The organism is Pseudomonas sp. B1(2018), from assembly GCF_003097365.1.
Taxonomy (GTDB): Bacteria; Pseudomonadota; Gammaproteobacteria; order Pseudomonadales; family Pseudomonadaceae; genus Aquipseudomonas; species Aquipseudomonas laurylsulfatiphila.
The window spans coordinates 87,949-100,774 of record NZ_PYUK01000017.1; the positions used below are offsets into that span (position 1 = coordinate 87,949).

Here is a 12,826-nt window from a genome sequence, read left to right on the forward strand (position 1 = left end):
TCGACCGAGTGTACGAGCCCGTCAAATTCAATGCGAGCCAAGGGCGATGAATTATTCGTTGAGTTTGGCGAGGATCTTGATCACCACGGTGGCGAGGATGGTCAGCATGCCGATCCACATGGCAAACACACCGGCATTTTTGTCGCGAAAGTTGAAGCCTACGGCCAGCAGGAGCATCCCGGCAAGAATCGGGATCAGCATGGCGTGAAAGGTGGACATCGAAATCATGGAGACAGCCTTGTCGAAGGGATACTTGAAGTCTAGGCCGCTTTTGAAGCAGCCGAATTGATGTGCGTGTGTAGGAGCTGCCGCAGGCTGCGATCTTTTGATCTTAAAAGCAAAATCAAAAGATCGCAGCCTGCGGCAGCTCCTACAGGGTTTAAGGCAACTCGCGGCAGGCGTAGAACGCGCTCAGTACCTTGACCAGGTGCGCCAGGTCTTGGCTGCCGCACAGTTCGCGGATCGAGTGCATGGCGAACGTCGGCAGGCCGATGTCCACGGTGCGCACGCCCAGGTGGCTGGCGGTGATCGGGCCGATGGTCGAACCGCAGCCCATGTCGCTGCGCACCACGAAGCTTTGCACCGGCACTTCTTCAGCCATGCACAGGTGACGAAAGAACCCGGCGGTTTCGCTGTTGGTGGCGTAGCGCTGGTTGCTGTTGACCTTGATCACCGGGCCGGCGTTGAGTTTCGGGCCATGGTTGGCATCGTGCTTGTCGGCGTAGTTCGGATGCACGCCGTGGGCGTTGTCAGCCGAAACCAGCAGGGATTTCTGAATGGTGCGTACGAACTCATCACCTTCAGGCAGCAGGCGACGCAGGGTTTGCTCCAGCATCGGGCCATCGGCACCGCAGGCCGAGCAGGAGCCGACTTCTTCGTGGTCGTTGCAGACCAGCACGCAGGTTTCGTCGGTGTCGGCCGTCAGCAACGCTTGCAGGCCGGCGTAGCACGACAGCAGGTTGTCCAGGCGCGCGCCGGCGATGAAGTCGCCATGCAGGCCAATGACTGCAGCGCTTTGGGTGTCGTAGAAACTCAGCTCGTAATCGAGCACCACATCGGCATTCAGGCCGTGTTCGCGGGCGAGCTGGTCGGTGAGTACCGCGCGGAAGTCCACCCGCTCGTCACCGGCGAATTGCGCAAGGATCGGCGGCAGTTCGGTCTGGGCGTTGATGGCCCAGCCCATGTTGGCTTCGCGGTTGAGGTGAATCGCCAGGTTCGGAATGATCGCGACCGGGGCCTTGAAGTCGATCAACTGGCTCTCGACCTTGCCGTCACGCCGGAAGGTCACGCGGCCGGCCAGGGACAGGTCGCGGTCGAACCACGGTGCCAGCAGTGCACCGCCATAGACTTCGACACCCAACTGCCAGAAACCCTGGCGCTGCAGCTCCGGTTGCGGCTTGACGCGCAGGCACGGGCTGTCGGTGTGGGCGCCGACCAGGCGAATGCCGCCGTGCAGCGGCGAATGGCGGCCCATTTTGATCGCGACGATCGAAGAGTCATTGCGGGTGACGTAGTAGCGACCGTTGGCTTCGGTGTTCCACGGCTCGCGCTCGTCGAGGCGTTGATAGCCCGCCGCTTCCAGGCGCTGAACAAGGCTGGCGGTGGCATGGAACGGGGTAGGGGAGGCCTTGAGGAAATCGATCAGGCCTTGGTTCAACTCTTCGCGCATAAAGTAGCTCCAGACAGCAGTGGCGCCAGTTTAACGTATTGGTCAGGGAATTGGCGGTGGTGTGCGGGTGGAGTGGCGCCCCCCCCCCTGTAGGAGCGAGCTTGCTCGCGATGGTCGTCAACGATAACGCGGGAAGCCTGGCGCCCCGCGGCGTTCTTGAGATCATCGTCGGAACGCCGCCCGGAGCAAGCTCGCTCCTACAGGGGGAGTGCGTTGCGTTCAGAACGGTGCCGGGCACTCGAAGCGCAGGCGCTCGCCGGTCTGGGGATGGGTGAAGGTCAGCATGCTCGCGTGCAGGCACAGGCGCGGCCAGGCCGCCAGCGCCTGCTCGTGGGCATAGAGCCCGTCACCGAGCAGCGGATGACCGATCGAAAGCATGTGTACGCGCAACTGGTGGGAGCGGCCGGTGATCGGTGTCAGCTCAACGCGGCACCAGTCGCCGCAACGCTCCAGCACGCGCCAGAAGGTCAACGCATGTTTGCCGAATTTATGATCGACCACATGCCGCGGCTTGGTCGGCGGGTCGTAGCGCAGGGGCAGGTCGATGCTGCCGCTGTCGAGTTCCGGCTGACCCCAGCACAGGGCGGTGTAGGCCTTTTCGGTTTCGCGGTCGTGAAATTGCCGGGACAGCTCGCGATGGGTGTCCGGGTCGCGGGCCAGCAGGATGATGCCGGACGTCTCCCAGTCCAGCCGATGGACGATTCGCGCTTCCGGGTAGCCGTTTTCCTGCAGGCGGGTAATCAGGCAGTCCTTGTTGTCATCGGCCCGGCCAGGGACAGAGAGCAACAGGGTCGGTTTGTTCACCACCAGTACGGCAGCGTCCTGATGGATGATGTGGATGTTGGACAACGGCATTAAAACAGCCTCGTAACAAACGCCAACGGCGGCTCAGGCCCCTCGTTCCCTGTAGGAGCTGCCGCAGGCTGCGATCTTTTGATTTTGCATTTCAAAAACAAGATCAAAAGATCGCAGCCTGCGGCAGCTCCTACAAAGGCCTGAAGGGCCTGAGCCGCCGTGGCTCCTGGCGGATCGACTCAGCGATCAGGCAGGGTGATGTTGAGTTCCAGAATCGAGCAGCTGCCCTGGCTTTCCAGTGCGACGTGCACGTCATCGGACCCGATATTGACGTACTTGCGGATCACCTCGACCAGTTCCTTCTGCAAGGCCGGCAGGTAGTCCGGGGTGCTGCGTTGGCCGCGTTCGTGCGCCACGATGATCTGTAGACGCTCTTTCGCTACCGACGCGGTGCTTTGCTTTTTGTTGGCACGAAAGAAGTCAAAAAGGTTCATTGCTTAGTTGCCTCCAAACAGGCGCTCGAAGAATCCCTTCTTCTGTACATCAAGGAATCGATGATCCACGGTCTTGCCCAGCAGGCGGTCAACGGTATCGCTGTAGGCCTGGCCGGCATCGCTCTGGTCGTCGAGAATCACCGGAACGCCCTGGTTGGATGCCTTGAGCACCGCCTGGGATTCAGGGATCACGCCGAGCAGGGTCACCGAAAGGATTTCCTTGACGTCTTCTACGCCGAGCATTTCGCCTTTGCTCACACGCTCCGGGTGATAACGGGTAATCAGCAGGTGTTCCTTGATCGGGTCTTCGCCGCGTTCGGCACGACGGGACTTGCTGGCCAGCAGGCCGAGCATGCGGTCGGAGTCACGTACCGAGGAAACTTCCGGGTTGGTCACGACGATCGCTTCATCGGCGAAGTACATGGCCAGGTGGGCGCCTTTTTCGATGCCCGCCGGGGAATCGCAGACCACGAACTCAAAATCTTCCTTGAGTTGCATCAGGACTTTTTCCACGCCTTCGACGGTCAGCGCGTCTTTGTCGCGGGTCTGGCTGGCGGCCAGCACATAGAGGTTTTCCAGGCGCTTGTCTTTGATCAGGGCCTGTTGCAGGTTGGCTTCGCCGTTGACCACGTTGACGAAGTCATACACCACGCGGCGCTCGCAACCCATGATCAGGTCGAGGTTACGCAAGCCCACGTCGAAGTCGACGATAACTGTTTTGTGGCCGCGCAGAGCGAGGCCGGTACCGATAGCGGCGCTGGTGGTGGTCTTACCCACACCACCCTTGCCGGATGTAACCACGAGAATCTTGGCCAAGGTGTTTCACCCCTAAGGAAAAAGGACTTTTCAGCCCCTGAAAAACATCTCCTGAAAAACTACTGCAGTCGGACAGCCTTGGCTGGAATCGGGTTTTAAGCGGCGTTTACCCCCGGTAAACACTGCTTTCGGCCTTTTCCTACTTCGTTTGAGCCGTTTTCGCTACGTTTTAGAGATGCTTGGAAAATGCGGCAGTATCCGTTAAAGCCGAATGATGTTCAACACGTCGCCGGACAGGCTGACCTGCACACCCGAACCCCACAGAGGGTCGCGGCGCAGATCTTCGGAAACCTTGTAATGTCCGGCAATGGAAATCAGTTCAGCACTCATTTGCTGACAGAAAATCCGCGCCTTGGTGTCGCCCTTGACGCCGGCCAACACACGACCACGCATCGGGCCGTATACATGGATGTTGCCATCGGCGAGAAGTTCCGCCCCCGGGCTGACCGAGGAGATCACCACCAGATCGCTGCCCTGGGCATAAATCTGCTGGCCACCGCGTACGGGCGAGGTGATGATTTTTGTCGGCTTGATGGTCGGTTCAGGCGGTTTTTCCGGTTTTTTCTTCGGTTCGCCTTCGGTCAGGTCCAGTGGACGCTCCCGAGCACCGGACGGTGGCAGCACCGGCAAGTCGACTGCGATGGCGGCGGCAATGTCTTCGATGCGGCTGGCGCGGATCGCCAGGGTGCGCAGGCCATGCTGGCGGCACACGCGCATCAGGCCGGGCAGATCGACGGCGCCTTCGTTGGCCGGGAGTTTGTCCAGGGCCAGTACCAGCGGCGCGTTGCTGAAGAAGTTGGGCGCCTGGGCGACCTTGGCGGCCAGTTGCCGATCAAGGCTTTCCAGGTCGTTACGGGCCAGTTCCAGCACCGTAATGGCCAGCATGCTGCCCTTCAACTGGAACACGGGATCTTGGTCTAGCGGTTCGGTTTGGCTCATGGTCGGCATACAACGACTTGTCACTAAAAGTGCCGAGACTTATAACGAGAACGCCCGCAGGCCGCAAGCCGGGTCGAACGATGTAGAATGCGCGGCCATTGTCATTCCGGAAGCATTAATGGACCGCCCGCGTTTTCGAAAAGCATTTCTATCTCCACGTTTCTGGCCGCTGTGGTGTGGCCTGGGGCTGTTGTGGCTGATCGTCCAGTTGCCATATCCGGCACTGCTGTGGATCGGTCGCGTCCTGGGTTCATTGATGTATCGCGTGGCCGGCGACAGACGGCGCATTGCCAAGCGTAATCTGGAACTGTGTTTTCCGGAAAAAACCGCCGCCGAACGCAAACGCCTGCTCAAGGAAAACTTCGCCTCCACCGGTATCGCATTTTTTGAGATGGCGATGAGCTGGTGGTGGTCGCGCAAACGCCTGGCGAGTCTCGCTCACGTTGAAGGGCTGGAGTATCTGCAGCAGGCCCAGCGCGAAGGCAAGGGCGTGATCCTGATGGCGCTGCACTTCACCACGCTGGAAATCGGCGCGGCATTGCTCGGTCAGCAGCACACCATCGACGGCATGTACCGCGAGCACAAGAATCCGCTGTTCGACTACATCCAGCGCCAGGGCCGCGAGCGGCACAACCTCGATTCGCTGGCGATAGAGCGTGAAGACGTGCGCGGCATGCTCAAGTTGCTGCGCTCGGGCCGCGCGATCTGGTACGCGCCGGATCAGGACTACGGCGCCAAGCAAAGCATCTTCGTGCCGCTGTTCGGCATTCAGGCGGCGACCGTCACCGCCACGAGCAAGTTTGCGCGGCTGGGCAAGGCGCTGGTGGTGCCGTTCACCCAGGAACGCCTGGCGGACGGCAGCGGTTATCGGCTGGTGATCCATGCGCCGCTCGAAGGCTTCCCCGGTGAAACCGAGGAAGAAGACTGCATTCGCATCAACCAGTGGATCGAAGGCGTCCTGCGCGAATATCCCGAGCAATACCTGTGGGCCCACCGCCGCTTCAAGAGCCGTCCACCGGGCGAGCCGAAGCTGTACGCCAAACGCCGTTGAACCCCGATCCCCTGTAGGAGCGAGCCTGCTCGCGATGGACTGGAGAGCGCCACTGGGCGTCAGGTTACCCGCGTTATCGTTGACGTCCATCGTCGGAACGCCGCCCGGAGCAAGCTCGCTCCCACAAGGGAACAGGTCGAAACAACGAAATCCCATCAAGCACCATGGAGAGTTGTGCATGAGTCCAGCTGAACCGGTTACAGGGTTGATTCTTTCCGGCGGCGGGGCTCGGGCGGCTTATCAGGTCGGGGTGCTGGCGGCGATTGCCGAATTGCTGCCGCCGGGGGCGAGCAATCCGTTTCCGGTGATCGTCGGCACCTCGGCGGGCGCGATCAACGCCGTCAGCCTCGCCAGCGGGGCAATGGACTTTCGTCGTGCCATCCAACGCCTGACGGCCTTCTGGCAGGCCTTTCGCAGCCCTCTGGTACTGCGCAGCGACTGGCCCGGGGTCATTCGCCAGGCCAGTCGCTTTGTCAGCCACAGTTTGCTCGGCATCGGTGCCCAGGTTCCGGTGGCACTGCTCAACAGTTCGCCGCTGCGGGATCTGCTCAACGACAAGCTGCATATGGGCGGCATCGCCGAAGCGATCGCACAGAAGCAATTGCATGCGGTGGCGGTCACGGCGTTCGGCTATGAGTCTGGCCAGGCCGTCACCTTTTATCAGGGCGGCGGCAAGATCGATGCCTGGTTGCGCCATCGACGCATTGGCGTTCCCACCCGACTGTCGGTAGAACACTTGCTCGCCAGTTCGGCCATCCCACTGCTGTTCGCCCCGGTGAAAATCGGCGAAGAGTATTTCGGTGATGGCGCGGTGCGTCAGTCGGCGCCGATCAGCCCGGCGCTGCATCTGGGCGCCAGTCGGGTGCTGGTGGTGGGCGTCAGCGGCAACCCCCGCGGTATCGACCCGCAACAACCCTTGCAGCGCAGCTACACCGGTCAGCAGCCGACCCTGGCGCAGATCGGCGGGCACATGCTCAACAGTACGTTCATTGACAGCCTGGAAAGTGACATCGAACTGTTGCAGCGCCTGAACCAGTTCAGTCACCTGATGCCTGATGGCACACCGACCCGCGCATTGGGCGTGGCGCCGGTGGACGTGCTGGTGATTTCACCGAGCCAGCCGATCGACGAGATTGCCGCGCGGCATCGTCAGGAATTGCCGCCGGCATTACGCCTGTTTTTACGCGGACCGGGCGCGACCAGGACCAGCGGGGCAGGGGTGCTGAGCTATCTGTTGTTCGAGGCGGGGTACTGCAGCGAGTTGATCGAACTGGGGCGGCGCGATGCGTTGGCCAAGCGCGGAGAGTTGAGTCGGTTTCTGGGGTTGCCATAAGCAAAAGATCGCAGCCTTCGGCAGCTCCTACATTGGAATGCGTTCCCCTGTAGGAGCTGCCGAAGGCTGCGATCTTTTGATTTTAAATCAGAAGTGCACCTTAACCAGGAAACTGGTCACGCTCTGATCCGTCTTGAAACCCTGGCTGTCTTCAATCCCGTACTTGTTTTTCCAGTAGTCATACTCGACACCGACGTACAACTGCTTGGCACCCAGGTTCAGCGCCTTGCCCAGGTCGTATTTGACCTGTGGGTTGAAGTGCAGGTTGGCGTGGTATTCGCCTTTGCTGTTGACGTCGTTGTCGACGACCCAGTCCATGAAACCGTCGATCAGCACGTCCGATTCACCCACCGGGATGGTGTAGGACCAGACCGGCGAGACCTGCCAGATGTTGTCGCCCGGGCGGTCGCCTTCGGTGTGACGGTTGTAGAAGTTCAACTGGAAGTAGTCGAAGCCCGGGATGGCCAGGTCGAAGCCAGGGCCGATCAGGTACGACTCGGTGTCGTCTTCACCGAACTCGTAGGTCATGGCCAGCAGGACGTCCTTGATCGGGCCTAACTCGAACTTCTGGTCGAAGATCTTGTTGAACGACAGGCGCGGGCTGAGCTCGCCATAGTGGGTGTTCTTGCCCGCGAAGGCGTCTTCCTTGCCGTTGTAGAAGATCTTGTCGATGAAGAAGAAGTTGTCGCCGTACTTCCAGCCATCGGCGTGTTCGAAGGTCACCGTCTGCTGGATGCGCGGGTTGACCTGGAAGTCCTTGCCATACAGGTAGGTCAGGCTGTTGGTCTGCCACTGCAGCAAATCGCCGGCCATGGCCTGGCCCCCGGCCAGCATCGACCCCGCCAGCATCAGGCTAGTGCACGTACGTTTCATTCGGTTGCTCCCAAAAAGTAGGTGGTTCCACGTTATTTTTTTAAGGTCGGCGCTCTGGTGTGGCGCCTGTTTCCGTAGCGGTAAAAAATCATCCAATCGGTCAGCTTTGGTGCTGTTAGCAAGAGCTGAGCCAAGGCTTTCAAAAAGCAAAAAAACTCCCGCTCGACGGCTCAAGAGCAGTCGATTGAGAGGGGTTTTGGGGTGCCTTGGTGCCTGCCAGCGCCGGGATAAGTTGGCCTGCTGGTCAGGTTTTACATCCGGGCTTTTTTTTAAACCGGATTCGGGCGGCCGCGGAGAATACTGACTCCTCGGCCAGGTCTCAAGTGCTCCGCAACGGCGCACCGACGACAGGTTTGGCGCACGGTTGCGGGGCAACATCAGAAATGCACCTTCACCAGCAGGCTGGTGGTGTTTTCATTGGTGTCGAATTTGCCGCTGTTTTCGATGCCGTACTTGTCTTTCCAGTAGCTGTATTCGGCGCCGACGTACACCTGTTTCTCCCGCCAGCCCAGGGCTTTGCCCAGGTCGTACTTGATCTGCGGGTTGAAGTGCAGGTTGGCGTGATAGGTGCCATGGGCGTTCTGGTCGTTATCCACGACCCAGTCCATGTAGCCGTCGATCAACAGGTTCGAGTTGCCCAATGGCAGGGTGAAGGACCAGGCCGGCGTGATCTGCCAGACATCGTCGCCGGGACGCGAGCCTTCGGTCTGGCGGTAGTAGAAGTTCAGGGTGAAAAAATTGAAGCCCGGTACCGCGAGGTCGAATCCGGGGCCGATCAGGTAGGCCTCGGTGTCGTCTTCGCCGTTCTCGTAGGTCATGGCCAGCAGCACGTCCTTGATCGGGCCGAATTCGAAGCGACGGTCGAGGATCTTGCCCAGGGAGAGGCGCGGGCTGAACTCGCCGTAGTAGGCGTGGACGCCTTTGTTCCGGTCTTTCTCGCCGTTGTAGTAGGTGCTGTCGATGAACATGAAGTTGTCACCGTACTTCCAGCGATCGGCGTGTTCGAAGGTTATCGTCTGCTGGATCGACGGGTTTACCACGAAGTCCTTGCCGTACAGATAGCTCAGGCTGTTGGTCTGCCACAGCAGTAAATCGCCGGCCATGGCCTGACTCGCAGCCAGCAGGCCAGCACCCAACAGCAGGTTGGTTTGTGTCCGAATCATCTGTTGCTCCCTCTTGTTTTTATTTTTAAGGCGCATGTAGCTCTACTGTGGGAGCGGGCTTGCTCGCGAAAGCGGTGCATCAGTCAACGATGATGTTGAGGCTGATGGCCCCTTCGCGGGCAAGCCCGCTCCCACAGGTTTTGTGGCTTTCGTCTGTTAATGCGTGTGTGCGTGGCAGTCGTTGATGGCCGCGCGTTCGGCGCCGCCAAGGATGTTGAACAACAGGTTCAGCGTCAGCGCGCTGAGGGTGGCCATGGCGATGCCGCTGTGGGTGATCGGGCTCATCCACACAGGCAGGTGGGCAAAAAACTCAGGGCGCACCACCGGGATCAGGCCCATGCCGATGCTCACCGCCACCAGCAACTGGTTGCGACGGTCACCGATGTCGGCTTCCTGGAGAATCTTGATCCCGGTGGCGGCGACCATGCCGAACATCGCAATCGCTGCGCCGCCCAGAACGGCTGGCGGGATCGAGGCCACCAGGAACGCGGCCTTGGGGAGCAGGCTCAGGACGATCAGCAAACCGCCGGCGACGATGGTCACGGAGCGGCAGCGCACACCGGTCATCTGCACCAGGCCGATGTTCTGGGCAAAGGAGGAGTGGGTGAAGGTGTTGAAGAACCCGGCGAAGAACGAGGCGCCGGCATCGCACAGCAAGCCGCGCCGCAGCATCCGTGGGCAGACCTCCTGGCCGGTGATCTTGCCCAGCGCAAGAAACATCCCGGTGGACTCGACGAAAATGATCACCACCACCAGGCACATCGACAGGATCGGTGCGAGTTCGAATTTCGGCATGCCGAAGTGCAGCGGGGTGACGAATTGCAGCCATGGCGCCTGCGCCATGCCGCTGAGGTCAACCATGCCGAGCAGGCCGCAGAGCACGTAGCCCAGGCACATGCCGATCAGCACGGAAATATTGACCCAGAAGCCGCGCATGAAACGGTGGACCAACAGGATGGTGCCCAGCACGAGGGCGGCGATGGTCAGGTAGATCGGCGAGCCGAATTGAGCGGCGCTGGCACCGCCGCCGGCCCAGTTCACGGCCACGGGGAACAGCGACAAACCGATCGAGGTGATGACCGTGCCGGTTACCAGCGGCGGGAAGAAACGTACGACCTTGGACATGAACGGCGCGATGAGCATGCCGAAGAAACCGGCGGCGATGGTCGCGCCGAAGATCCCTTGCAGGCCGATACCGGGCATGCCGGCCATGGCGACCATGCTGCCGACGGCGGCGAAACTGGCCCCCATCATCACCGGCATGCGAATGCCCATGGGGCCGATGCCGAGGGACTGGACGATGGTGGCAATGCCGGCCACCAGCAGGTCGGCGTTGATCAGAAAGGCGATTTCTTCACGACTCAGGCCAGCGGCCTGTCCGATGATCAGCGGCACCGCGATGGCGCCACCGTACATCAGCAGAACATGTTGCAAACCGACCAGGATCAGTTGCAAGAGGGGCAAACGCTGAATGGCGGGTGCGTCGGGGATGCGCGCTGCGGATAGCTCGGACATGCAACACCTCGGATCTTTTTTATTCTTGTGATTTTGTGCGTCAGGCAAACCTGTGGGAGCGGGCTTGCTCGCGAAGAGGCCATAACATTCAACATCGTTGTTGACTGACCTGACGCTTTCGCGGGCAAGCCCGCTCCCACAGGATCTGTGTTGCCTGTGTGGGAGCGAGCCTGCTCGCGAAGCTTTTAACGATCAGTTGGTCTGGGCTCCCTGCACAATCCAGGCACCGATCAGGTCACGTTCCTGCTGGGTCATCTGCGTGATGTTGCCCAGTGGCATGATCTGGCTGGTGACGGCTTGCGCCTGGATCCGCGGTGCGTTCTGACGGATCTGCTCGGGGGTGTCGAACATCACACCGGCAGGGGCCGCACTGAACAGCGGGCTGGTGGGCTTGGCCGAGTGGCAAACCGCGCAACGTTCCTGAATCACGCTGTGCACTTTGTCAAAGCCAGGGCCGGCGTTGGACGCTTGCGCCGGAGCGGCGGCTGGCGTTTCTGCAGGTTTGGCTTCAGCGGGTTTCAAACCACCGCCCACTGCGGTTTCCGGCAGCGGCTGGTATTCGATCTTCGCGGGTGCCTTGGCCACTTCCGGGCTGTTCAGCGGCGCAGGGCCGGTGACGTAAGCCAGGCTGATCATGCCGACGGCTGCGACTGGAAGCGTCCAGGCAAACTTGTGGCTGTCATGACGGGTGTTGAAGTAGTGACGCACCAACACTGCCAGTACCGCGATCCCGGCCAGGATCAACCAGTTGTACTGGCTGCCGTAGGTGCTCGGGAAGTGGTTGCTGATCATGATGAACAGCACCGGCAAGGTGAAGTAGTTGTTGTGACGCGAACGCAGCAGGCCTTTGGCCGGCAGGGCCGGATCCGGCGTGCGGTTCTCGGCGATCGCCGCCACCAGTGCGCGCTGTGCGGGCATGATGATGCGGAACACGTTGCCGACCATGATGGTGCCGATGATCGCGCCGACGTGCAGGTACGCACCGCGACCGCTGAACACCTTGCTGAAGCCATAGGCCGCGCCGATGATCAGGACGAACAGGATGAAGCCAAGCAGGGCAGGGCGTTTGCCCAGGGCCGAGTCGCACAGGAAGGAGTAGACGAACCAGCCGATGAACAGCGAGCCGATACCGATGGCCACGCCTTCAGGGCCGCTCAGGGTGCTGCCCGGAGCCAGCAGGTAGAGCGTCGGGTTGGAGTAGAACACCACGCACAGCAGCGCGATCCCCGACATCCAGGTGAAGTAGGCTTCCCATTTGAACCAGTGCAGGTTGTCCGGCATGGTCGGTGGGGCCAGCTTGTATTTTTCCAGGTGGTAGATACCGCCGCCGTGGATCGCCCACAAATCGCCGGCCAGGCCGGTTCTCGGGTTAACCCGGTTGAGGTTGTTTTCCAGCCAGACGAAATAGAACGACGCGCCGATCCAGGCCACGCCAGTAATCATGTGAACCCAGCGCACGCTCAGGTTCAGCCATTCCAACAGATGTGCTTCCACAGTCTTTACCTCTCGCCTGTCACTCTGTTGTCGAGTGATCAGACCTTCTCTTATTGGTGGGGGGCGAGGATCAAACGCTCATCCTCTTTGAAAAAATGCTCATCGCAGTTATTGCCTGTGCCACTGCGATCAACCACCAGGAAGTCATCCCGCTTTTCGATCGTCAGCACCGGGTGGTGCCAGACGCCGCGATGGTAATTAATGCCCTGCCTGCCGTTGGTGACGAAGGCGCGGACCAAGCCTGATACAGGTTCATCGCCAAGTGGCGCGACCACGATCAGAAAGGGGTTGCCGAGCAGCGGAATGAAAGCCTGGCTGCCCAGCGGATGGCGCTCCAGCATGCTGACGGTCAGCGGCATGTCCTGCGCGTCGGCGCGGAAGATGCTGATGATCGCGTTGTCCTCTGGCGTAGCGGTTTCGACCGTCGCCAGTTTATGGAAGCGCATGGTCGAACCGTTGTTGATCATGAAGTGATCGCTGCCGTCGGTTTCGATCACGTCACCGAAAGGGGCGAAGGCTTCTTTGGTCAGCGGTTCAATCGTCAGTGTGCGCATGCTGTTCTTCTTATCCAAAATTCGTTATCGGTTCACCGTGCCCCTGTAGGAGCTGGCGAAGCCTGCGATCTTTTGACTTTGCTTTTTAAGATCAAGATCAAAAGATCGCAGCCTGCGGCAGCTCCTACAG

At 60.4% G+C, this 12,826-nt stretch carries 13 protein-coding genes; 2 read left to right on the forward strand and 11 right to left on the reverse strand.

Annotated elements, in window-relative coordinates; all coding sequences use genetic code 11:
- Positions 1-51: 51 nt before the first annotated feature.
- The 6 genes from C9422_RS32295 to minC all read right to left on the reverse strand — a co-directional run bounded on the left by C9422_RS32295 (position 52) and on the right by minC (position 4,713).
- Positions 52-228, reverse strand: coding sequence for a hypothetical protein (locus C9422_RS32295; protein ID WP_008048365.1), 177 nt, complete (start codon positions 226-228; stop codon positions 52-54).
- Between the two features lie 151 nt (positions 229-379).
- Positions 380-1,669 carry a M18 family aminopeptidase gene (locus C9422_RS23885; RefSeq protein WP_116582361.1) on the reverse strand — a complete coding sequence of 430 codons (1,290 nt, stop codon included), beginning with the start codon at positions 1,667-1,669 and terminating at the stop codon, positions 380-382.
- A 219-nt stretch (positions 1,670-1,888) separates the two neighbouring features.
- Positions 1,889-2,524, reverse strand: a complete 636-nt coding sequence (locus tag C9422_RS23895) for an RluA family pseudouridine synthase (protein WP_116582363.1) — start codon at positions 2,522-2,524, stop codon at positions 1,889-1,891.
- A gap of 179 nt (positions 2,525-2,703) precedes the next feature.
- On the reverse strand, positions 2,704-2,958 hold the full coding sequence (gene minE / locus C9422_RS23905) for a cell division topological specificity factor MinE (protein ID WP_007974947.1): 255 nt from the start codon (positions 2,956-2,958) through the stop codon (positions 2,704-2,706).
- 3 nt (positions 2,959-2,961) lie between these two features.
- Positions 2,962-3,774, reverse strand: coding sequence for a septum site-determining protein MinD (gene minD, locus C9422_RS23910; protein WP_007974946.1), 813 nt, complete (start codon positions 3,772-3,774; stop codon positions 2,962-2,964).
- 201 nt (positions 3,775-3,975) lie between these two features.
- Positions 3,976-4,713: a septum site-determining protein MinC gene (gene minC, locus C9422_RS23915; RefSeq protein ID WP_007974945.1), complete on the reverse strand. Its 738-nt coding sequence runs from the start codon at positions 4,711-4,713 to the stop codon at positions 3,976-3,978.
- A gap of 118 nt (positions 4,714-4,831) precedes the next feature.
- Between minC and C9422_RS23920 the strand changes: the two genes are divergently transcribed.
- Together C9422_RS23920 and C9422_RS23925 are read left to right on the forward strand one after the other, a co-directional pair.
- On the forward strand, positions 4,832-5,764 hold the full coding sequence (locus C9422_RS23920; protein WP_007974944.1) for a lipid A biosynthesis lauroyl acyltransferase: 933 nt from the start codon (positions 4,832-4,834) through the stop codon (positions 5,762-5,764).
- A 178-nt stretch (positions 5,765-5,942) separates the two neighbouring features.
- Positions 5,943-7,097 carry a patatin-like phospholipase family protein gene (locus tag C9422_RS23925; protein ID WP_116582364.1) on the forward strand — a complete coding sequence of 385 codons (1,155 nt, stop codon included), beginning with the start codon at positions 5,943-5,945 and terminating at the stop codon, positions 7,095-7,097.
- 87 nt (positions 7,098-7,184) lie between these two features.
- Here C9422_RS23925 and C9422_RS23930 read toward each other — a convergent pair whose 3' ends face one another.
- The 5 genes from C9422_RS23930 to C9422_RS23960 all read right to left on the reverse strand — a co-directional run bounded on the left by C9422_RS23930 (position 7,185) and on the right by C9422_RS23960 (position 12,696).
- Positions 7,185-7,970 (reverse strand): outer membrane protein OmpK, encoded by a 786-nt coding sequence (locus tag C9422_RS23930; RefSeq protein WP_116582365.1) that lies wholly within the window; start codon positions 7,968-7,970, stop codon positions 7,185-7,187.
- 377 nt (positions 7,971-8,347) lie between these two features.
- Positions 8,348-9,133: an outer membrane protein OmpK gene (locus tag C9422_RS23935; protein ID WP_102699325.1), complete on the reverse strand. Its 786-nt coding sequence runs from the start codon at positions 9,131-9,133 to the stop codon at positions 8,348-8,350.
- Positions 9,134-9,289: 156 nt separating this feature from the next.
- Positions 9,290-10,648, reverse strand: a complete 1,359-nt coding sequence (locus tag C9422_RS23945) for a nucleobase:cation symporter-2 family protein (protein WP_116582366.1) — start codon at positions 10,646-10,648, stop codon at positions 9,290-9,292.
- A gap of 192 nt (positions 10,649-10,840) precedes the next feature.
- A complete protein-coding gene (locus tag C9422_RS23955; RefSeq protein ID WP_116582367.1) occupies positions 10,841-12,142 on the reverse strand; it encodes a urate hydroxylase PuuD in 1,302 nt (433 codons plus the stop codon).
- Between the two features lie 50 nt (positions 12,143-12,192).
- Entirely contained in the window at positions 12,193-12,696 is a 504-nt protein-coding gene (locus C9422_RS23960) for an ureidoglycolate lyase (protein WP_007960046.1), read from the reverse strand.
- Positions 12,697-12,826 lie beyond the last annotated feature (130 nt).

What these genes read in the sequence shown, in the direction of transcription:
- C9422_RS32295 (WP_008048365.1), bottom strand. Translation starts at nt 228, where the DNA reads ATGATTTCGATGTCCACCTTTCACGCCATGCTGATCCCGATTCTTGCC.
- C9422_RS23885 (WP_116582361.1), bottom strand. Translation starts at nt 1,669, where the DNA reads ATGCGCGAAGAGTTGAACCAAGGCCTGATCGATTTCCTCAAGGCCTCC.
- C9422_RS23895 (WP_116582363.1), bottom strand. Translation starts at nt 2,524, where the DNA reads ATGCCGTTGTCCAACATCCACATCATCCATCAGGACGCTGCCGTACTG.
- minE (WP_007974947.1), bottom strand. Translation starts at nt 2,958, where the DNA reads ATGAACCTTTTTGACTTCTTTCGTGCCAACAAAAAGCAAAGCACCGCG.
- minC (WP_007974945.1), bottom strand. Translation starts at nt 4,713, where the DNA reads ATGAGCCAAACCGAACCGCTAGACCAAGATCCCGTGTTCCAGTTGAAG.
- C9422_RS23920 (WP_007974944.1), top strand. Translation starts at nt 4,832, where the DNA reads ATGGACCGCCCGCGTTTTCGAAAAGCATTTCTATCTCCACGTTTCTGG.
- C9422_RS23925 (WP_116582364.1), top strand. Translation starts at nt 5,943, where the DNA reads ATGAGTCCAGCTGAACCGGTTACAGGGTTGATTCTTTCCGGCGGCGGG.
- C9422_RS23930 (WP_116582365.1), bottom strand. Translation starts at nt 7,970, where the DNA reads ATGAAACGTACGTGCACTAGCCTGATGCTGGCGGGGTCGATGCTGGCC.
- C9422_RS23935 (WP_102699325.1), bottom strand. Translation starts at nt 9,133, where the DNA reads ATGATTCGGACACAAACCAACCTGCTGTTGGGTGCTGGCCTGCTGGCT.
- C9422_RS23945 (WP_116582366.1), bottom strand. Translation starts at nt 10,648, where the DNA reads ATGTCCGAGCTATCCGCAGCGCGCATCCCCGACGCACCCGCCATTCAG.
- C9422_RS23960 (WP_007960046.1), bottom strand. Translation starts at nt 12,696, where the DNA reads ATGCGCACACTGACGATTGAACCGCTGACCAAAGAAGCCTTCGCCCCT.